This is a genomic window from Rummeliibacillus sp. GQ308, from assembly GCF_059759115.1.
The window spans coordinates 175,272-196,301 of record NZ_JCAXDQ010000001.1 but is presented as its reverse complement, the minus strand read 5'-3'; the positions used below and the strand labels follow the sequence as shown (position 1 = coordinate 196,301).

General features: G+C 39.7%; 23 protein-coding genes. All 23 read right to left on the bottom strand.

Features of this window, described 5'->3' with window-relative positions:
- Positions 1–101 precede the first annotated feature (101 nt).
- Positions 102–1,100, bottom strand: a complete 999-nt coding sequence (locus AC6CHJ_RS01040) for a rod shape-determining protein (protein WP_249775276.1) — start codon at positions 1,098–1,100, stop codon at positions 102–104.
- Between the two features lie 155 nt (positions 1,101–1,255).
- Entirely contained in the window at positions 1,256–1,537 is a 282-nt protein-coding gene (locus AC6CHJ_RS01035; protein ID WP_066791757.1) for a sporulation transcriptional regulator SpoIIID, read from the bottom strand.
- A gap of 84 nt (positions 1,538–1,621) precedes the next feature.
- On the bottom strand, positions 1,622–2,281 hold the full coding sequence (locus AC6CHJ_RS01030; protein WP_147195395.1) for a M23 family metallopeptidase: 660 nt from the start codon (positions 2,279–2,281) through the stop codon (positions 1,622–1,624).
- A gap of 10 nt (positions 2,282–2,291) precedes the next feature.
- On the bottom strand, positions 2,292–3,311 hold the full coding sequence (spoIID, locus tag AC6CHJ_RS01025; protein WP_147195396.1) for a stage II sporulation protein D: 1,020 nt from the start codon (positions 3,309–3,311) through the stop codon (positions 2,292–2,294).
- Between the two features lie 563 nt (positions 3,312–3,874).
- Positions 3,875–5,176, bottom strand: coding sequence for a UDP-N-acetylglucosamine 1-carboxyvinyltransferase (gene murA, locus AC6CHJ_RS01020; RefSeq protein WP_498287006.1), 1,302 nt, complete (start codon positions 5,174–5,176; stop codon positions 3,875–3,877).
- A 443-nt stretch (positions 5,177–5,619) separates the two neighbouring features.
- On the bottom strand, positions 5,620–5,865 hold the full coding sequence (locus AC6CHJ_RS01015; RefSeq protein ID WP_066791753.1) for a DUF1146 family protein: 246 nt from the start codon (positions 5,863–5,865) through the stop codon (positions 5,620–5,622).
- A 204-nt stretch (positions 5,866–6,069) separates the two neighbouring features.
- A complete protein-coding gene (locus tag AC6CHJ_RS01010; RefSeq protein WP_147195399.1) occupies positions 6,070–6,474 on the bottom strand; it encodes a F0F1 ATP synthase subunit epsilon in 405 nt (134 codons plus the stop codon).
- Positions 6,475–6,498: 24 nt separating this feature from the next.
- A complete protein-coding gene (gene atpD / locus AC6CHJ_RS01005; protein WP_066791751.1) occupies positions 6,499–7,914 on the bottom strand; it encodes a F0F1 ATP synthase subunit beta in 1,416 nt (471 codons plus the stop codon).
- Between the two features lie 47 nt (positions 7,915–7,961).
- On the bottom strand, positions 7,962–8,822 hold the full coding sequence (gene atpG, locus AC6CHJ_RS01000; RefSeq protein ID WP_147195401.1) for an ATP synthase F1 subunit gamma: 861 nt from the start codon (positions 8,820–8,822) through the stop codon (positions 7,962–7,964).
- A 51-nt stretch (positions 8,823–8,873) separates the two neighbouring features.
- Positions 8,874–10,394, bottom strand: coding sequence for a F0F1 ATP synthase subunit alpha (gene atpA, locus AC6CHJ_RS00995; RefSeq protein WP_066791749.1), 1,521 nt, complete (start codon positions 10,392–10,394; stop codon positions 8,874–8,876).
- Between the two features lie 28 nt (positions 10,395–10,422).
- Positions 10,423–10,959 (bottom strand): F0F1 ATP synthase subunit delta, encoded by a 537-nt coding sequence (locus AC6CHJ_RS00990; protein WP_147195403.1) that lies wholly within the window; start codon positions 10,957–10,959, stop codon positions 10,423–10,425.
- Positions 10,956–11,480 carry a F0F1 ATP synthase subunit B gene (gene atpF, locus AC6CHJ_RS00985; RefSeq protein ID WP_147195405.1) on the bottom strand — a complete coding sequence of 175 codons (525 nt, stop codon included), beginning with the start codon at positions 11,478–11,480 and terminating at the stop codon, positions 10,956–10,958. Before atpF ends, AC6CHJ_RS00990 begins: the two co-directional genes overlap by 4 nt.
- Positions 11,481–11,642: 162 nt before the next feature.
- Positions 11,643–11,858 carry a F0F1 ATP synthase subunit C gene (atpE, locus tag AC6CHJ_RS00980; protein ID WP_147195406.1) on the bottom strand — a complete coding sequence of 72 codons (216 nt, stop codon included), beginning with the start codon at positions 11,856–11,858 and terminating at the stop codon, positions 11,643–11,645.
- Positions 11,859–11,935: 77 nt separating this feature from the next.
- Positions 11,936–12,649, bottom strand: a complete 714-nt coding sequence (gene atpB, locus AC6CHJ_RS00975) for a F0F1 ATP synthase subunit A (protein ID WP_392995398.1) — start codon at positions 12,647–12,649, stop codon at positions 11,936–11,938.
- Positions 12,650–12,677: 28 nt separating this feature from the next.
- Positions 12,678–13,049: an ATP synthase subunit I gene (locus tag AC6CHJ_RS00970; protein ID WP_066791744.1), complete on the bottom strand. Its 372-nt coding sequence runs from the start codon at positions 13,047–13,049 to the stop codon at positions 12,678–12,680.
- 653 nt (positions 13,050–13,702) lie between these two features.
- Positions 13,703–14,821 carry a non-hydrolyzing UDP-N-acetylglucosamine 2-epimerase gene (gene wecB / locus AC6CHJ_RS00965; RefSeq protein WP_498287005.1) on the bottom strand — a complete coding sequence of 373 codons (1,119 nt, stop codon included), beginning with the start codon at positions 14,819–14,821 and terminating at the stop codon, positions 13,703–13,705.
- A 23-nt stretch (positions 14,822–14,844) separates the two neighbouring features.
- Entirely contained in the window at positions 14,845–15,474 is a 630-nt protein-coding gene (gene upp / locus AC6CHJ_RS00960; protein WP_066791742.1) for a uracil phosphoribosyltransferase, read from the bottom strand.
- A gap of 420 nt (positions 15,475–15,894) precedes the next feature.
- The gene (gene glyA / locus AC6CHJ_RS00955) at positions 15,895–17,157 is read right to left on the bottom strand and encodes a serine hydroxymethyltransferase (protein ID WP_066791741.1); all 1,263 of its coding nucleotides are present in this window, start codon (positions 17,155–17,157) and stop codon (positions 15,895–15,897) included.
- 28 nt (positions 17,158–17,185) lie between these two features.
- Complete coding sequence (locus tag AC6CHJ_RS00950; protein ID WP_392995401.1) at positions 17,186–17,728, bottom strand: TIGR01440 family protein; 543 nt, start codon at positions 17,726–17,728, stop codon at positions 17,186–17,188.
- 23 nt (positions 17,729–17,751) lie between these two features.
- Positions 17,752–18,195, bottom strand: coding sequence for a ribose 5-phosphate isomerase B (gene rpiB, locus AC6CHJ_RS00945; RefSeq protein ID WP_249775274.1), 444 nt, complete (start codon positions 18,193–18,195; stop codon positions 17,752–17,754).
- A gap of 256 nt (positions 18,196–18,451) precedes the next feature.
- On the bottom strand, positions 18,452–19,744 hold the full coding sequence (locus AC6CHJ_RS00940) for a methyl-accepting chemotaxis protein (protein ID WP_249775273.1): 1,293 nt from the start codon (positions 19,742–19,744) through the stop codon (positions 18,452–18,454).
- Between the two features lie 3 nt (positions 19,745–19,747).
- Entirely contained in the window at positions 19,748–20,185 is a 438-nt protein-coding gene (locus tag AC6CHJ_RS00935) for a low molecular weight protein arginine phosphatase (protein WP_147195417.1), read from the bottom strand.
- A gap of 55 nt (positions 20,186–20,240) precedes the next feature.
- Positions 20,241–20,738, bottom strand: a complete 498-nt coding sequence (locus tag AC6CHJ_RS00930) for a manganese efflux pump (RefSeq protein WP_147195419.1) — start codon at positions 20,736–20,738, stop codon at positions 20,241–20,243.
- Positions 20,739–21,030 lie beyond the last annotated feature (292 nt).

Sequence of the window (21,030 nt, the reverse complement as noted above, 5' to 3'; positions counted from 1 at the left end):
TAATCGTTCTTCAATGAGTATCGTAGTTGAATATTTTTATTTTAAATTAAATTTTACTTAGTATATTTTTATTGATTCTATCATTTTTTTATTTCGGCTAATTATTTCATACGTTTAGGTGTTCGGTCAATATTTTCTAATATTATTCCTGTACCTATCGCTACACAGTTCATAGGGTTTTCAGCAATGAAGACAGGTACTTTAATTTCTTCGGCCAATAAACGGTCTAAGCCGTGAAGTAGCGCACCTCCGCCCGTTACCATTACCCCACGGTCTATAATGTCTGCTGAGAGCTCTGGAGGCGTTTTTTCGAGTACATTTTTGGCTGATTGTATAATAAGCGATACGGACTCTTGTAAAGCTTGTTCAATTTCATGCGAATGGACTTCTAAAGTTCTTGGCAGACCTGTTACCAAATCTCGGCCACGAATCTCCATGGATTCATTGCGTCCTTCCGGATAGACTGTACCGATTGTGATTTTAATATTCTCCGCTGTTCTTTCACCAATCAGGAGTTTGTATTTTTTCTTGATATATTGGAAGATATCATGGTCAAACAAATCCCCGGCCACTTTGATAGATTCTGATGTTACGATGTCGCCCATAGATAAGACTGCTACATCCGTAGTGCCTCCGCCTATATCAATAACCATATTGCCGCTTGGCTGAAAAATATCCATTCCCGCACCAATTGCTGAAACTTTTGGTTCTTCTTCTAAAAACACGTTGCGTCCACCAGATTTCTCTGCTGCTTCCCGAATCGCTTTTTGTTCAACACTTGTAATATTTGTAGGACAGCAAATAAGAATACGAGGTTTAGACATAAATCCTTTGATATTCAGTTTATTGATAAAGTAGCGAAGCATAGACTCTGTCATATCAAAATCAGCAATGACACCATCTCTTAAAGGACGGATCGCCACAATGTTTCCAGGCGTACGGCCGACCATCTTGCGTGCTTCTTCGCCAACAGCCAATACTTCGTTTGTTTTTTGATCTAGTGCTACAACGGATGGTTCGTTCAAAACGATACCTTTCCCTTTTAAGTGAATTAGCACATTGGCCGTACCTAAATCGATTCCTATATCTCTCGAAAACATAATTTCACCTTTCCTAACTGTTCTTTCGCACGTTTATATATATATGTATCTAGAATATTTTAGCATAGCCTATACGCAATTACATCTATTATTTCTCCATATTATGGGCTTTTTGGCGGGTTTTCCACCTGCTCAAAATAAAAAAAACACCCCCGCTAATCTTGTTGCGAAGGTGTCTTATTATCGGCATGGTGCGTCAACCATTTTTGCCGAGTTGCCTCTCCACCGCGTATATGACGGATGGATTTGTGGTAAGCTAAGATCTCGCTTACTTCTTTCGCTAATTCTTCATTCACCAGCATCAATCTTTCTGTAAGATCCTTATGAATGGTACTTTTGGAGTAACCAGTCTTTTGTGCTAAGGCTCTTACGGTTTGCTTAGTTTCCTTCAGCATAAAACCGAGTTTTAAACAGCGGTTGCGAATATGTTCGTGCACATTCTCTTCCTTTCCACAATGTACGAACGTTTCTTTACCATATGTTTAAAATCGTATGCTTAGAACTTGGGTGAATTGAATTTTCTAAAAAGCAAGTAAACTTGTTGGGTTGATGTGCTTGCCTTCTTGCATTACTTCAAAGTATAAATGATTTCCTGCAGCTGGGTTGTATTGGTTATCAGTTGTTTTACCGATAACTTGTCCTTGATCCACTTTATCGCCTTTTTTAACAGCGATATCTGAGACAGAGCTATAAACAGTTGTCATGCCATTCGAATGTGAAATCGTGATTTCATTCCCGATAAATGGATCACTCTTCACTTCTTCTACTTTACCGCTTAATGCTGCTAATACATCAAAGCTTTCACCGTTGACAGCAATAGAGATGCCATCGCTTGTCGTAAATGTTTGGTTAAAGACAAGCAATGCGCCTGCTCTTGATTCTTCATTTGCTTCTACATCGTAATAGTCCTGTACAACTTTAGCGTCTTTTAAAAGTGCATCTTTAAATGGATACTGCAAAGATTCCGTTTGTGCATTTGTTTCGACAGTCGGTGACTTTGCACCATTTGTTGCTGTTAACTTGCTGCCTGTCAATGGTTTTGAAGAATTGGTTAATGCTGAGTAGCCCCAAACACCGGCAACAAGCAATACTGCAAAGCTTGCATAAATAACTGGCCAGAACCAGCGTTGTTTTGTTACATTTTTCTTTTGTGGAGTAGGTTTTTTATTTTCCTCTCTCATGTTCATCACCTCATTTGCTATTCTTGTCAATAGCTTGAGAGTTTAAACATAGAGAAGAAGATTTTTTTAATTTTTCTATTTTTACGTGTTGATAGAAATGATGCAATATTTCGCTCGAGCTCGCCCCCTTTTCTGCAAGAGCTTTTGCTCCGTATTGACTCATACCTACACCATGTCCATATCCTGTTGTTTGGACTTTGACCTTTTTCGTGTCAGTATCCCAAGCAACGGTGAAATCAGATGAAGCAAGCTGCAATTTTTCTCTCACTTCTCTGCCTGTCCACTTTTTTGTACCCGAAGCTATATACTTCACTCTGCCCGAAGAATTCCGTGCAATCTTTATATTGTAGATTTGAGATTTCGTCCACTGTTGATTGAACGCGTTATTCCATTGCATCAGCGTGAATGTATAGTTGGTGTGAAAACGCGGTGATTCTTTTTCGCTTGTTGGCACAGTTACGGACTGCAGATAGGGAACCACTTGTCCACTGTAGCTTTTGGCGCTCTCCGTTTGGCCATTACTAGTCGAGAAAAACATAGCTGTAATAAGATCCTTTTTATAAGTAAGTACTTGTCCCTTTGTTGCTTGTACAGCTTTGCGGATCTTTTTTTCGTTCTTTTGGTAATTGGCACCCCAATCTTTTTTGCGCTGTGCAGGACTTGCATAAGCCTGGGCAGAGACAGTTGGTTCAATCTTACTTTTGCCGAAGCTTGTTCGCTTTAAAGCAAATGTCCTTGACGCAATGGCCTGAGCCTTTAAAGCTTCCAAATCAAAAGAAGCGGGCATTTCTGCCGCCACAACTCCTACTATATATTCTTCTAGTGGGTACGTTTCCTTTTGGCCCACTATTTGAATAGTAATCGGGCAGCTTCCATCTTTTTCTTTCACAGTATCTTGTCCACTTTTTAAAGGCCGTGCGACGTGTGTTTGTACTGGTACTTTCTCCTTGGCTTTTTGTTTAATCACAATAGTTGGCAGCAAAAACAATGCGACGATTGAAATGAGAATATATAGGTGTATTTTTTTCATAGTGAATTATATGTATGGTTTTTATTGATTATGCATAAAGAGGTGGGGCATCAGTTTGACTGTTGAAGTTGGGGTTAGGACAGGTAGAGGTGGGTTGATTATGGCTTGGGAATGATTTTAGGGACACTCAGGCTTCTTTTTGGGACACTCAGGCTGCTATTCAGGTCACTCAGTTGATTTCTCTACCCACTCGAAGCTCTTTTGCGGACACTCGGGTCTATTTGGGACACTCAGTCCTCTTTTTGGGTCACTCAGATCGCTATTCGGGTCACTCGAGGCGCTTTTACGGTCACTCGGCTCTTTTTGGGTCACTCAGGCTCCTTTTTAGGACACTCAGTTGATTTTTCGACCCACTCGAGGCGCTTTTACGGTCACTGGCTCCATTCGGGTCATTCAGGCTCCTTTTTAGGACACTCAGGTCTCTATTCAGGTCACTCAACCGCTTATTCGATCCACTCGAAGATCTTTTACTGACACTGGGGTCACAGGCTCTGATTAAGGGCTTATACATTTCCCAAAATAAAAAAACTCAGTGCATACATGCAATGAGTTTTTTTCATTTTTTATGAATTAACTTGCAATTCTTTGGCAAAGACTTCTTCTGTAGAGATACGTTCAATATCAGCACCTAGAGCCGCTAATTTTGTATGGAAATTAACATATCCTCTGTCCAGATGCTTCAGTTCTGACACGCGTGTAATGCCTTCAGCAACTAAGCCAGCTAGAATCAATGCTGCAGCTGCGCGCAAATCTGTCGCTGCTACTTCTGCACCTTGCAATTTGCATGGTCCATCAATCATAACAGAGCGGCCATCGATTTTAGCATTCGCGTTCATACGACGGAATTCTTCTACATGCATGAAACGATTTTCAAAAACAGTTTCTGTTATAACACTTGCACCTTCTGCAACAAGCATTAATGACATAAGCTGTGATTGCATATCAGTAGGGAATCCTGGATGTGGCATTGTTTTCACATCAACTGCTTTTAATGGATGTGTTGCACGGACGCGCAAGCCTTCTCCTTCTTCCTCAATTTCGACGCCCATTTCCACCATTTTAGAAATTAAGGCTGTCATATGCTCTGGTACTGCATTTTCAATGTGTACATCTCCGCCAGTAATTGCAGCTGCAACCATGAATGTGCCTGCTTCAATTCTGTCAGGAATAATAGAATGTATTGTACCATATAATGTTTCAACACCTTCGATACGGATTGTATCCGTACCAGCGCCGACTACTTTACCGCCCATTTCATTGATGAAATTCGCTAAATCGACAATTTCCGGCTCTTTTGCAGCATTTTCGATAATTGTCGTACCATCAGCTAGCGCAGCAGCTGTCAAGATGTTCTCTGTCGCTCCAACACTTGGGAAATCCAAGTAAATTTTAGCGCCTTTTAATCGGCCTTCTGTGTGTGCTTCTACATAGCCATGGCCCGTAGAAATTTTAGCTCCCATTAGTTCAAAGCCTTTTAAATGCTGATCAATTGGGCGAGAACCGATTGCACAGCCACCAGGCATTGCTACACGCGCATAGCCATTGCGGGCAAGAAGCGGACCCATCACCAAAATAGACGCACGCATTTTGCGTACAAACTCAAATTGAGCTTCAGATGATAATTGTTCCGAAGCATCAATTTCAACAATATTTTCCTCACTTGAGAAAGATAATTGAACATTTAAGCTTTTTAGTACTTCATCTATTGTATAAACATCGGCCAAGTTCGGCACGTTTTTAATTATATTTTTTCCTTCAGATGCTAATAACGATGCTGCTAGAACTGGTAGAACAGCGTTTTTTGCTCCTTCTACTTTTACTTTCCCGCTTAACACCTTACCGCCTTTTACAACAATTTTCTCCACAATATGTCCCTCCGAACTTATTCTAAATATCCATATTTATGTTTCAGTCCATCAAATTCATCCATTTTTTAAATCATCATTGTAAATAATTAGTAACAAAGCAAATTACATAATACAGCTTTTTCTGGATAAAGACAAGCACCGTTTACACTATTTTAGCAGTCTACGAATAAATAACTATAGTATTCCTATATTACGTAAAATACTTTGGAAGTGTGTAAAGATTTTCTAAAATTCCGCACCCAACTTAGGTACCCGTCATTTTCTTGGATAAAACAACTTACGACAATTTATTTCCCAGGCAATGTTACGCTTTATGCAAAAGAAATAATGTATGATGCATCAAATTTGTATAAGTGCATACATCTATTATAATACATCATCCGGATTGAATGTTTGTATAATCAGTTTGTGCCATTATTTCTTTTGCATACAGAATAGCTTTAATTAAATAAATATGGCAATTGTTTAGACCATGCTGCAATTGCAAGAAAGAAATTTGACACAGTTGCACCAATGGCAATGCTCAATAAAATAAAAACAAGCTGTATTTGGAATACATGATTTTTTTTAAAGATGTTCTCCACCCTAAAGGCTTGCAATGCATAAAAGGTAATAGCAATAAAGAAAATATGTGAACATATGCTAATTAGTGCATTTTGGCCAACCATTGTTGTAATTGTGTTCATAACGTCCCTCCTTAATACTTGTAAAAAAGCGAGCAGAATATCCTGCTCGCTTAAAAAGTTAATTTTATCCGGCTTAAAGGGCAGTAAGACTTTCCATCATCAAAAAGTTCAGATGGAGATCGCTGTCTCTAAAAACCCGAATAGAATACTTACTATCAGCAAGGAATGAAGAAAACCCAGCCAATTGAAGTTTCACTTTATTACTTAGATGTTACCCTCTTTAACGTTGATACGATTCATCGCGCGTTTTAGAGATAATTCCGCACGTTTGAAATCAATGTCATCTTGCTTGCTTTGAAGTCGGCTTTCAGCACGTTTTACAGCTTCCTTCGCACGTGCTATATCAATTTGATCAGCACCTTCTGCAGAAGGTGTTAGGATTGTCACTTTATCAGGACGAATCTCAACAAAGCCGCCGCTTACTGCTACAACATCCATACTGTTGTCTTTTTTAAGTCGAACAGCACTAACTGCTAAAGGAGCTACTGTTGGAATATGTCCAGGCAGAATACCCATTTCACCAGTTACAGTCTTCACAATAACCATGCTTACTTCTGAATCGTATACTGGGCCGTCAGGAGTGACAATGTTGACTACAGTTGTCTTCATATTTTTTCCTCCAAGTCCCTAGTATTAAAGTTCTACGCCCATATCTTTTGCTTTCGCAACTACTTCTTCGATTGGACCTACAAGTCGGAATGCATCTTCTGGTAATTTATCGTACTTGCCATCTAGAATTTCTCTGAATCCGCGTACAGTATCTTTTACATGTACGTAAGATCCTTTTTGACCAGTGAATTGTTCTGCCACGTGGAAGTTTTGTGATAAGAAGAATTGAATTCGGCGTGCGCGGCCAACAATCAATTTATCCTCATCAGACAACTCGTCCATACCAAGGATTGCGATGATATCTTGCAATTCGTTGTAGCGTTGTAATGTTGATTGTACTTGACGAGCTACATCATAGTGTTCTTTCCCTACGATTTCAGGAGAAAGCGCACGTGATGTTGACGCAAGTGGGTCAACCGCTGGGTAGATACCCATTTCAGATAATTTACGTTCAAGGTTTGTTGTTGCATCTAAGTGAGCGAATGTTGTAGCAGGAGCCGGGTCAGTATAGTCATCGGCTGGTACATATACAGCTTGGATAGATGTTACAGAACCTTTATTTGTAGACGTGATACGTTCTTGCAAACGACCCATTTCAGTCGCAAGAGTTGGTTGGTAACCTACTGCAGATGGCATACGGCCTAAAAGCGCAGATACCTCAGAACCCGCTTGAGTGAAACGGAAGATATTATCGATGAATAGTAGAACGTCTTGTCCCATTTCATCACGGAAGTATTCAGCCATTGTAAGACCAGTCAAAGCTACACGCATACGTGCACCAGGTGGCTCATTCATTTGTCCGAATACCATTGCTGTTTTCTTGATAACGCCAGAATCGCTCATTTCGTAGTAAAGGTCGTTCCCTTCACGAGTACGTTCACCTACACCAGAGAATACGGAGATACCACCGTGCCCTTGTGCGATGTTGTTGATTAATTCTTGGATTAGTACAGTTTTACCTACACCGGCACCACCGAATAGGCCGACTTTACCACCTTTGATATAAGGAGCTAATAAGTCAACTACTTTAATACCTGTTTCAAGTACTTCAACATTTGTTGAAAGTTCTTCGAATGTAGGTGCTTCGCGGTGGATTGGGTCACGGCGAACATCTGCTGTGATTGGTGCGTCTAAGTCAATTGTTTCACCTAATACGTTGAATACACGACCTAGTGTTGCTTCACCAACTGGTACTGAAATAGCAGCACCTTTGTCAGTTACGGCTGCGCCACGTTGCAAGCCATCTGTAGATGACATTGCGATTGTACGAACAGCGTTGTCACCTAAGTGAAGAGCTACTTCCAGTGTAAGCGTTACAGCTTCTTCATTTGGACGTTTGATTTCTACAGTTAGCGCATTGTTTATTTCTGGCAATGTGTTGTTGTCGAATTGGACATCGACAACTGGACCCATTACTTGAAGAACGTGTCCTGTGTTCATACTTGTATTCCCTCCTATCGAACTATTACAGCAGTGGGGAAGCTCGCCTATTCTAAGGCCGCAGCTCCGCCAACGATTTCTGTAATTTCTTGTGTAATCGCCGCTTGACGTGCACGGTTATACAATATTGTTAAGTCATTGATTAATTCATGAGCGTTATCTGTAGCACTCTTCATTGCTGTCATACGTGCAGCATGTTCACTCGCTTTACCGTCTAGCAACGCGCCGTAAATCAAGCTTTCTGCATATTGAGGCAGCAATACTTCTAGAATCGCTTCGCCTGATGGCTCGAATTCGTAGCTTGCCCCTGTAGCGCTTGACGGAGTTATATCCGTAATTGGCAATACTTTTTTCTCCGTAGGTTCGTTGGCAATTGCACTGATAAAGTGACTGTAATACATATAAAGTTCATCATATGTACCGTCTGTGAACATACCAACAGCTTTACGAGCAATTTGTTTAATATCCGCAAATGAAGGTTGATCGGGCAAACCGATTTCTTCTCCTACGACAGTGAAGCCTTGTTTACTAAAGAAATCACGAACAACACGGCCCACAGCAAAGATCACGACGTTTTCTTTTGTATGGCCATGACGGTTCATTGCGTCTAGTGCAGTACGAATAATATTCGAATTGTATGCACCTGCAAGCCCACGATCTGAAGCCATAATCAAGTAAGCCGTTTTCTTCACCGGACGAGAGACTAACATAGGATGTGAGCCATCTGGTGTGCCTGCTGCAATCGCTGCAACAACATCTTGTATTTTATTCATATATGGAACATATGCTTTAGCATTTGCTTCGGCACGCGCCATTTTAGAAGAAGACACAAGTTGCATGGCATTTGTGATTTTACTTGTACTCGTTGTAGATTTAATGCGTTGTTTTACTTCGCGTAATGATGCCACTGGTATTTCACCACCTTACCGTTTTATTTTATCAATCCGCATCAAAAAATCTTACTCTGCTGAAGGAGCGAAAGTTTTCTTGAATGCATTAAGAGTTGATGCCATATCTTCGTCAGATGGCAGGCCTTTTGTTGTGCGAATTTGATTTAAAACGCCAGCGCCTTTTTCGTCATTCGCATCTAACCATGCATATAGTTCTTGTTCAAAACGAACAATATCTTGCACTGGGATATCATCTAAGAACCCTTTAGTTAATGCGTAAAGAATAACTACTTGTTTTTCAACTTTGATTGGTTTATTTAGATCTTGTTTCAGTACTTCTACTGTACGTTGACCACGTTCAAGTTTAGCTTTTGTAGCCGCATCAAGGTCTGAACCGAATTGAGCGAATGATTCAAGCTCACGGTATGCAGCTAAGTCAAGACGTAGCGTACCTGCAACTTTTTTCATCGCTTTAATTTGAGCAGAACCACCAACACGAGATACAGAAAGACCTGCGTTGATCGCTGGGCGTACACCAGAGTTGAACAAGTCTGATTGTAAGAAGATTTGTCCATCAGTGATAGAGATTACGTTTGTTGGAATGTATGCACCGATATCGCCTGCTTGTGTTTCAACGAATGGAAGCGCAGTGATTGAACCGCCGCCGTATGATTCGTTTAATTTCGCAGCGCGTTCAAGTAAACGACTGTGTAAGTAGAATACGTCACCAGGGTAAGCTTCACGACCTGGAGGACGGCGCAATAGTAATGAAAGTTCACGATAAGCTGCTGCTTGTTTAGACAGATCATCATAAACGATAAGTACGTCTTTGCCTTGAAGCATTAACTCTTCACCCATTGATACACCAGCATAAGGAGCTAGGTATAAAAGTGGAGCTGGAGATGATGCTGAAGCTGTGATAACGATTGTGTAATCTAAAGCTCCGTTTTTGCGCAATGTTTCAACAACGCTACGTACTGTAGATTCTTTTTGGCCGATTGCCACATAGATACAAGTCATGTTTTGGTCAGCTTGGTTTAAGATCGTATCGATCGCAACAGATGTTTTACCTGTTTGGCGGTCACCGATGATTAACTCACGTTGGCCACGACCGATTGGAACTAAAGCGTCAATCGCTTTAATACCAGTTTGTAGTGGTTCATCAACTGATTTACGTGCCATTACGCCGAAAGCAGGGCTTTCGATTGGACGAGTTTTTGTTGTATGAATTGGACCTAGTCCATCCACTGGTAAGCCTAATGCGTTTACTACACGGCCAATTAGTTCTTCACCAACTGGCACTTCCATAATACGACCTGTACGACGTACTTCATCGCCTTCTTTGATGCCTTTAGCTGGTCCTAGAATAACAATACCGACATTATTTTCTTCTAAGTTTTGTGCCATACCAAGAACACCTGTTGAGAATTCTAATAATTCTCCAGCCATGACGTTGTCTAGGCCGTGAGCACGAGCGATACCGTCACCAACAGTGATGATAGTACCCACTTCGCTAACTTGCATTTCAGATTGGTAATTTTCCATCTGTTTTTTTATAAGTCCACTGATTTCTTCAGCTTTGATGCCCACGTTTGTCACCTCTTTAATGTTTATTGGATTAACCGATCAATTTACGTTGTAAGCCTGTAAGCTTTGTTGCAACAGAATTATCGTAAATCTGGTTTCCGATTTGAACTCGAATGCCACCAATTAAGCCTGGCTCGATTTCGTTTGTAATATGGAGCGCACTTTTTCCTACCAATCCTGCGAATGTGGCAGAAATGCGTTTCTTTTCTTGTTCTGTAAGCGGACGAGTCGAGAAGACAATCGCATCTGCAATGCCTTGTGCAGCATTCGCTTGTTCGATAAATGCATCAATTACATTGACCACTTCATGAATGCGTTTTTTATCAACTAACAATTTAAGTGCATTCACAATAATTGGCTGTACAGAAGCAAAAAGTTCAGAAAGGATTGCTTTCTTCTTCTCATCGCCAATACGTGGTGAATCTAGCAATTGGAAAAGTTCGCCGTTCTCTTTGAAGGCAATCTTCACTTCACGTAAGTCTTCTGTTACTTCTTTCAGCAATTTATGTTCTACAGCTAATTGAAATAAGGCTTTTGCATAACGAGTGCTAGCAGTCGATTGGCTCATCGATTTTCCCCTGCCTTCGCAATCGTTTCTTCGATTAGTGAACGATTATCTTCTTCGGATACTTCTTTATTAAGCACTTTTGAAGCTGCAAGAACAGAAAGCGAAACCACTTCTTCGCGCAATGCGGCAATGGCTTTTTCTTTTTCTGTTTCGATATCACGTTTAGCAGATTCTTGTAAACGCACAGCTTCATTGCGAGCTGCTGAAACAATCTCTTCTTTTTGAAGATCTGCTTGTTTCTTCGCATTTTCAACAATCGCTTGTGCTTCTACACGCGCTTCTTTAAGAAGGCTGCGTTGTTCTTCCAGTAATTGTTTCGTTTCTTGGCGGCTTTTTTCAGCTGCCTCTAAATCACCCGCAACTTGCTCTTCACGTTGTTGCATAATGCCCATCAAAGGACCCCATGCAAACTTTTTCAGAAGAAGCATTAGGACGATAAAGACTACTAATGTTGCAAGAATATCTCCCCAGTTTACACCTGGATGAGCTGCTTCACCTAGTAATAGATAGTCTAAAAACACGATTGTTTCACTCCCTTCAAGAGCCTAGAGTTCATATCATTTATGATTGAATCTTTGTATAAGATATACATTCTGAGTCATTTTCCCTTAAGAAATAAAGGAATGGCGAAGGATTCAATAAATGGAATTTTCTTCGCCATTTGATAAAACAGTTAAAGACGATTAACCTTTGTTCATTACGATAAATGCGATAACTACCGCGATGATTGGAAGGGCTTCGACTAATGCTACCCCGATGAACATTGTTGTTTGAAGAACGCCACGAGCTTCTGGTTGACGAGCGATTCCTTCTACTGTTCTTGAAACGATTAAACCGTTACCGATACCTGCGCCAAGTGCACCTAAACCAACTGCGATTGCTGCTGCTAATAAACCCATTGTTAATTTTCCTCCTTGGAAATTGTTTGTATTTTTGTGGTTGTCAGCTGCCTAGCAAATGCCAGACAAATTTATACTTAATGGTCTTCGCTCACTTTGTGAGACATATAAACCATTGTTAACATAACGAAAATAAATGCTTGGATTGATCCGATAAACACGGAGAATCCTTGCCATACTAATGTTGGGATGGCTGCTGCTGCAAAGCCCCAACCTGACCACATAGTAGCCAGTCCTGCAAGCAATCCTAGTAGAATTTCACCTGCATAGATGTTACCATAGAGCCGTAGACCCAACGTTAACGTATTCGCAAACTCTTCAATAATTTTCAAAGGGAATAAGAATAACATTGGTTTTGTGAATGTCCCGATGTAATTACTCATACCGCGCATTTTCACGCCGTAGTAGTTTGATAATACGAGAATCAATACTGCTAGAGTCATTGTAATAGTAGGATCTGCTGTTGGTGATTTCCACCATAAGTATCCATTAACTTTGACTGAGAATGGAAGACCTAACATGTTAGCAACAAAAATGAACATAATCAGCGTGATGCCCAATACATGGAACCTTCCGCCAGTTTTCCAGTCCATATTACTGTTGATAATATTTTTCACAAAATCCATAACCCATTCCATAAAGTTTTGCATGCCTGTCGGCTTTAACTTTAGGCTTCTTGTAGAAATGAAAGCGATTAGAAAAACAATTAAAGCTGTGACAAGCAAAACTAATAAGTTTGCCGGGTTAAAATCTAATCCCCATAATTCAAAATGCGGATTGTTGTGTTCCACTTTGTATTCACCTCACTTTCAACTGTGCTTATTGGTTTTTTACATGAAATACGATCCTGTCTACTAAAAGCAGAACGTACGGAATCATTAGCCCAATGACAACGCTTACTAAGTGAAAATATGTAGGCCACGTAAGTGCGACTGCTGCCGCTGCGAAACCAGAGGCAAAACGTAAGCCGGAACCTAAACCAGGAGCCCTTTTTTCTTCACTTAACGCACGGTCAAATTTTTCCATTCTTCGGACTAGAATCCAAAAGTTATAATGACCAAAAAGCACGCCTACTATGAGACCAGCGAATACTGTTTTAAAAGATGTGAAGCCCCAGCCTAGCGCACAAAATGCGAGCAAAAAAAATAACATTTTCTTTTGCCGTGCAAAAATCTGATGCATTTCAAGCATTGGTCTTTAATCTCCTGAATCTTATTTTCGAATGATGGAAGTAATAGCTGACCACCGAATAGATGTCAGTTAAGTAGTAAAATACTACTAGCGACCCAATAGACAAAATATCACTATTCACAAAAAGTAAATATGATAAATAGACCAGAGGAAACCGCTTTACTTTTGACATCGACTAGACGTACAAAAACCGCTAAAATTCTGCAGTAAACCTATTTTCACTGCACATTTAGTAGAAACTTGGTATCAAAAGATTTTCAAAGAGTTTTTTCTATGAAACCCTTATCATTCTTACCCTTTGTAAGCATACAATAGTGAATATTTCATGTCAATTGGTTATTGAGAAAATCTTCACAAGATGCCTAATTTGTCAAATAGTAGACAAATATTTAAGCATTATTATCCTTTTACTATTTTTGGTTGAATGGTAGATTTAATTCCATCCTCGAAACATAGTTATAAACACTCTTACAAGAAACGATAATAATATATTAAAAAAATGATATAAATAAGAAAAACACCTTATAAACTCTAAAAAGTTTATAAGGTGTTCTGGAAATTATCATTCATTCATGCAAAAGCAAATCAAACAACCAATTTCTGTTGGTCTTAACTAGCAATTTGCATTTTTTCCTAACAATAGAAAAGCTACTTTATTTTGTTGTTAAATATTTGTATAAAAATTCAACTATTCTTTCAGAAGCATGCCCATCTCCGTATGGATTAGCAGCATGTGCCATGCCATTATATGCCTCTTCATTTGTCAATAATTGACTTGCTAACTGATAAATGGTTTCTTCATTTGTTCCGGCTAGCTTCAATGTCCCTGCTTGAATTCCCTCTGGACGCTCTGTGGTATCACGCAGGACAAGGACTGGCTTCCCAAGCGACGGCGCTTCTTCTTGAACCCCGCCAGAATCAGTCAAAATCATATAAGATCTTTTAGCAAAGTTATGGAAATCAAATACTTCTAAAGGCTCAATCAAATGAACTCTTGATTCATCTCCAAGTATTTCATTCGCAATTTCCCGTACAGCTGGGTTCATATGAATCGGATAAACAATTTGAAGATTATTAAATTCATCAATTAATCGTTTAACAGCTTTGAATATATGACGCATCGGTTCACCAAGATTTTCTCTGCGATGGGCTGTCAGCAGAATCATGCGATCTTTCCCGATTCTTTCTAAAATAGGATGTGTGTAATTGTCTTTAATGGTTGTTTGCAACGCATCAATCGCTGTATTGCCTGTAACAACAATTGCTTGTTCGTTTTTATTTTCGCTCAACAAATTTTGCTTCGCTTGTTCAGTTGGCGCAAAATGAATGTCAGCCATAATCCCCGTCAACTGGCGATTCATTTCTTCCGGGAACGGAGAATATTTATTGCCAGTTCTAAGACCCGCTTCGACATGTCCGATGGCAATCTGATTATAGAAGGCTGCAAGACTTGCGATAAATGTAGTTGTCGTATCCCCATGTACAAGAATAATGTCAGGAGTTACTTCCTTCAAAACTGCATCTAAACCTGCCAATCCCCTTGTTGTCACATCAACAAGGGTTTGGCGTTCTATCATAATGTTCAAATCATAATCAGGGGTGATTTGAAATGTTTCCAGCACTTGGTCGAGCATTTCTCTATGCTGCGCAGTTACGGTCACAATCGTTTCGAACTTGTCTGGATGCTTTTTCAATTCCAATACAAGGGGCGCCATTTTTATTGCTTCTGGTCTTGTCCCAAATACCGTCATTACTTTCCATTTTTTAGACAATCAAAACACTCCTTGCGAAATCATTATTTTGTGCCGAATAAACGGTCTCCAGCATCGCCAAGACCTGGAACAATATAACCGTGGTCATTTAGTTTTTCATCTAATGCCGCGATATAAATGTCGATTTCCGGATGATGCTCATGAATAGCTTCTACACCTTCTGGAGCAGCGATCAAGCACATAAATTTAATATTTTTAGCGCCACGTTTTTTTAGTGAATCAATTGCTTCAATCGCAGATCCACCTGTTGCTAGCATTGGGTCCACAATAATAAATTCACGTTCTTCAATATCCGCTGGGAATTTTGCATAGTATTCAACAGGTTTTAGTGTTTCTGGATCGCGGTAAAGACCAATATGCGCAACCTTTGCAGCTGGAATTAATTTTAACATCCCATCTACCATACCTAAGCCTGCACGAAGTATAGGTACAATTGCCATTTTCTTACCGGATAAAACTTGTGTAGTTGTTTTCGTAACTGGTGTATCGATTTCGATATCTTCTGTTGGCATATCACGTGTAATTTCAAATGCCATCAGTGTAGCCACTTCATCTACTAGTTCACGAAACTCTTTTGTACCTGTGTTCTTATCACGAATGTATGTTAGCTTATGTTGAATTAATGGATGGTCAAATACGTATACTTTTCCCAAGGTGTTCTCTCCCTACTTATATATATTTATCTTGCTTTTGCACACAACTAATCACCCTAAAATAAACTCAGAAGAGAATGCTTTTAGGAGAATACTTACTGCGTGTGAAAAGCCCGATCGCAACTGCCAATCTGCAGAAATGTAATTCTACACTGTTGGTAGTTTCAGTTTATCCTGCTTATTATAACAGAAATAGCAGGTTCTTATGTAATTCGTTTATATTTTTTATTAACTTTATATTCTCATTGCCCACAAAATGGGGGGTCTCTTAATGTTATGACGTTACAACATGACTTTTGGATGCATAAATTCTAAACAAATTTTAAAAAACTATTTGAATAAATAATATCGATCAAATAAAAAGCTGCTTTCACTAATAGTGAGAGCAGCTTTTGTATGAATCCCGGATTTACGGGCTGATTATTTAGAGTAGATTGGGTGTTTGTCTGTTAATTCTTTTACGCGTTTAATGGCATCTTCTTTCACAGCTTCGTCTTCTGGATTTTTCAATACCGCTGCAATAATAGAAGCAACTTCTTTCATATCCTCTTCTTTGAAACCGCGAGAAGTAATTGCTGGTGTTCCTACGCGTACGCCAGATGTAACAAATGGGCTTTCTGGATCGAATGGAATGGTATTTTTATTGGCAGTGATATGAACATCATCCAATAATTTCTCAGCTACCTTACCAGTAAGACCTAAAGAACGCACATCTAAAAGCAATAGATGGTTGTCTGTGCCACCGGAAACGATATTGATGCCTTCTGCTGTAAGAGCTTCACCGAAAACTTTTGCATTTTTTACAACTTGTTGGATGTATTCTTTGTATTCTGGTTGTTGCGCTTCACCAAATGCTACAGCTTTTGCTGCAATCACATGCATTAGAGGGCCACCTTGGATACCAGGGAAGATGGATTTATCGATTTTTTTACCCCATTCTTCTTTACAAAGAATTAAACCGCCGCGTGGTCCACGCAATGTTTTGTGCGTTGTAGAAGTAACAAAATCTGCATATGGCACTGGATTTGGATGTGCTCCAGCTGCTACAAGACCTGCAATATGAGCCATGTCCACCATGAAATAAGCGCCTACTTCATCGGCAATTTCACGGAATTTAGCAAAGTCGATTTCGCGTGGGTAAGCTGATGCACCCGCTACGATTAATTTTGGTTTATGTTCTAGTGCTTTTTGGCGAACATCCTCATAATCAATCACATGTGTATCTTCTGTCACACCATATTCTACGAAATTGTATTGGATGCCTGAGAAGTTTACTGGGCTACCATGCGTTAAATGGCCGCCGTGAGATAAATTCATCCCTAAAACTGTATCTCCTTGCTCCAAGATTGTGAAGTATACAGCCATATTTGCTTGTGCACCTGAGTGTGGTTGTACATTGGCATATTCCGCACCGAAAATTTCTTTTAAACGGTCGCGTGCAATATTTTCAACAACATCGACATATTCACAACCGCCATAATAGCGTTTACCAGGATAGCCTTCTGCATATTTATTTGTTAGAACTGAGCCTTGTGCCTCTAAGACAGCTTCTGAAACAATATTTTCAGATGCAATCAACTCGATATTTGATTGTTGACGTGCGAATTCTTTTTCCATCGCTTCAAATACTGCTTTGTCTTGTGATGCAATCATTGATTTTTCTTGTGCTGCAAGATTTCCCATAACCCTTTTCCCCCTGTTTTATGAAAATTTAATTATATATAGCACGCTCGCCGCCAATTAATTTAGGGCGAGTCGTTGCAACTGTCACTACCGCATCTCCAATATGTGTAATGGAAGTACGAAGTGGAACTGCTACTCTTTTCAAATGCATGCCAATTAATGTTTGGCCCATGTCAATACCTGCATGTGCAAGAACTTCTTCCACCACAACCGGATCTTTCAGCTGGCGATATGCATAGGCTGACATGGATCCGCCAGCCTTTTGAGCAGGAACAACTGATACAGGCTCAAGCCCGTATTTTTCTGCTGCTTCTCTTTCGATGGTGATGGCACGATTGATATGTTCGCATCCTTGGAATGCTAAATAAAGACGATGTTTTTCGGAAAATGCGCTTAATGGCTTATAAAGTGCTTCCGCAATCTCTAAGCCTCCTGCTGTACCGATTTTTTGCCCTTTAATTTCCGATGTTGAACAACCTATAACCAACAGTTGACCTTCACGAAAATGGACTTGTTGCTCAAATTCGGCTAACAGCGTTTGTAGCTGATCTTCGATTTGTTGTAAGTTCATCGCTTAAGCCTCTCATCTGTTGTTTAGTTTTTTGATTCTACTGTAGAAATTTTTTCAATACGGCGTTCATGACGTCCACCTTCGAAATCAGTCAATAACCATGTTTTTGCGATTTCACGAGCAAGCCCAGGACCAATCACTCTTTCGCCCATAGCCAATACATTGGAATCATTATGACAACGAGTTGCTTTAGCACTGAACAAGTCATGTACAAGCGCGCAGCGAATACCTTTTACTTTATTAGCTGTAATCGACATGCCAATGCCCGTACCGCAAATGAGGATGCCTCGGTCAAATTTCCCGCTTGCAACTCCTTCTGCAACTGGTAAAGCATAGTCTGGATAATCCACCGAACCTTCAGCTGTTGGGCCAAAATCCTCGTATTCCATCCCTAATTCTTCTAATAGATTAACGATCTCTTTGCGTAAATTGTTACCGCCGTGATCTGATGATATTGCGATTTTCAAAAGAAGTCCCCTCTTTTCATTATGCTATTCATCTCGTACGTACGAGAATATATTCATTACTATGCTCGTTAAAATTAAAACGGTTTATCTAATCTTCAGCCGTTACTAGCTGAAGGAAGTTTCACTTTTAGTTTACCATTTATTTTAGTATAAAGACATATTTTTCACTCAATTTAGAAGGGGGTGATACGTTTAGAATCCATGTTTATTTTAGACATAAAAAAAAGCGGAGAAAGTTTATTTCCCCGCGTACAGATTATCGTTCGAATTGTTGGATCATTTGATATAGATCTTCTGATTGTTTTTTTAGCATATGTGACAGTTGGTCGATTTGTTCAATAGAGCGTACTTGCTCGTCCGTAGCACTTTGGACTTCAACTGCCCCTGCTGACGTTTGCTCAGCAATGGCTGCCACTTCTTGTGATTGGTGAGCCGTTTTTTCGATGTTGTTTAATTGCTTGCTAACGAATTCAGAGATTTCTACTATTGAAGCAGCCATATCGCCAACCCTCGTTGACATGCCATCTACTGCAGATGTGGTTTCTGAAATTCGAGCTACTTCACCTTCTGCAATGCTCACTTGCTCGGTCATCTTACCAACGACAGTTTGTACATCCAGTTGAATGGTTTGGATAAGCTGCGTAATCCCTTTGACCGCTTCGGCACTTTCATCCGCCAACTTACGAACCTCTTCAGCTACAACAGCAAAGCCTTTACCATGTTCTCCAGCTCTTGCTGCTTCAATAGAAGCATTCAGAGCCAACAAATTCGTTTGTTCTGCAATATCACCGACAAGCTGAATAATTTGCTCTACCTTCAAAGCATTTTGCTCTAATTGATGGATATCCTGTAACGCCATAGAATTCCCTGAAGCAATTTTTTGGATACCTTCTACCAAATCATTGATAGCGTCAGTCGTATGCTTTAATTCTCCCATCATTTGAGTAGATTGATTGGATGAAGTCAAGGCACGTTGATTTACCTCTTCAGCTAATAAACGAACATCTTCTAAGGCTTCCGCTGTCTCTTGAATCGCAATGGCAGAACCAGTTGCTCCTTCAGAAATTTGTGAAATCGTTTCTGCGATTGATTCTGTCTGTCTTGTAGCACGTTCTGTTTCTTCCGATAAGTCTAAAACAGTTGCATTGGTAGTTTGGAAGTTTTGATTTATGCTTGTTACCATTTGACGAAGACTCACAAGCATTGTTTGGAATGCCTCTGACAGCGAACGGATCTCATCTGAACTTCTTGGCATATCAATATCTTTGCCAATTTTCCCCTCTGCTGCTTCTATTGCAACATTCTCTAACTTTTGTAATGGTTTCACTAATAGGGAGCTAAAAATGCCAGCCAAAATACCAGACCAAATAATACCTAAAACATATGTAATGAGTTGAAACACCGATTGTTTAACATTCGGGAAAAATTGCGGTTGCACATATTCAATAAAGATAAAACTAATGCTGTAGGTGACAATTGCTAGGATGGTGACGAATAAAATGAGTTTCTTTTTTAGCCCAAAAGAATGCTGCACACTTTTTTTTGCCATGGGTTATTCCTCCAGTAGTTTCTTTTCAAGTACGTCAATTAAGTTGTTCAGTTCTTCAAATGTTGTTAAATACGTATCCAGGTCTCCACCAAATGGATCGATGACATCTTCATCTCTATCTAAAACATATTCTTTTAGAGTAAAGGTCTTATCTGCCATTTGAGGATATACTTGTAATAATGCTTCTTTATGCCCACCTGTCATAGTTAAAATCAAATGTGAACTCTGTAGTTCCTCAATATTCACCGGCTGCGAAATATGGTCATGGTCTATGTGATGCTTTTGTAACGCAGCCTGAGCATTTGCTGACATTGGCTGTCCCGGCATTGCATAGATTCCCGCTGATTTAACTTCTACTCCTGGTAAGTTTCTTGATTTTAAAATAGCTGCTGCCATGGGGCTTCTACAAGTATTACCTGTACAAATAAAGTAAATTCTCATCGTGCACTCTTACCCTTCATTATATAGTATAACGCTGACGAAATGTTCAAATTTTTTATAAATTTAGTGAAAAAATACCCATCAAAAGTAATGCAGCTCCTGCAAGCATCTGTAGATATATACCTAAAGCTACTGGAATTTTCTTATTTAAGGTTAAAGCAATAAAGGAAAATAGGAAGGCAAAAATCCCCATACTGCATATAAGCAGTGTCTCCCTTAGTTGAAGCATACCAAAAGATATGCTCACTGAAAAGGTATCAAGACTTGTTGTAATAGCCAGTATGACGACCGGAATCGTTGCTGGCCTTTGATCTTTTGCCGCTAGTAATAGTTGTACACCAATTAAACTTAATAATATACCAGAAATATTTTGGGCTAAGCTCGATATATAGGATGCAAGCCATTCACCTACGTGGAAACCGATTAAAGGAAACAACATGTGAAGGGCACCTGTCCATAGAGATAGCCAAAAGCGATATTTTACATTTGGCAATAGCAAATAAATTGTCAACACATCTATTGCTGTAAATATAGCTGCAAGTATTTCTGCCAAAACAGCACTCCCTTCTCTATCACAATCTTTTATATCCTATGAAACGAAGTTCTTCTTCATTCCAGATTGAGGATGGGAGAAAAAAGGGGGTACTAATTTTTAATAATAAAAAATGCTTCCTATATAATAAGAAGCATTTTTTATTTACTGAATTTAACTCAAGGGCGTGGGTAAAACTCCCACGAAAAGTATAAGACCTCCAAAAAACCAAAAACTTAGTTATCATTAATCATTTGGTTTAGAAGTAGTGGAAACAACTACGCTTTCCACGGGCGAGCGCCGAGCCTCCTCG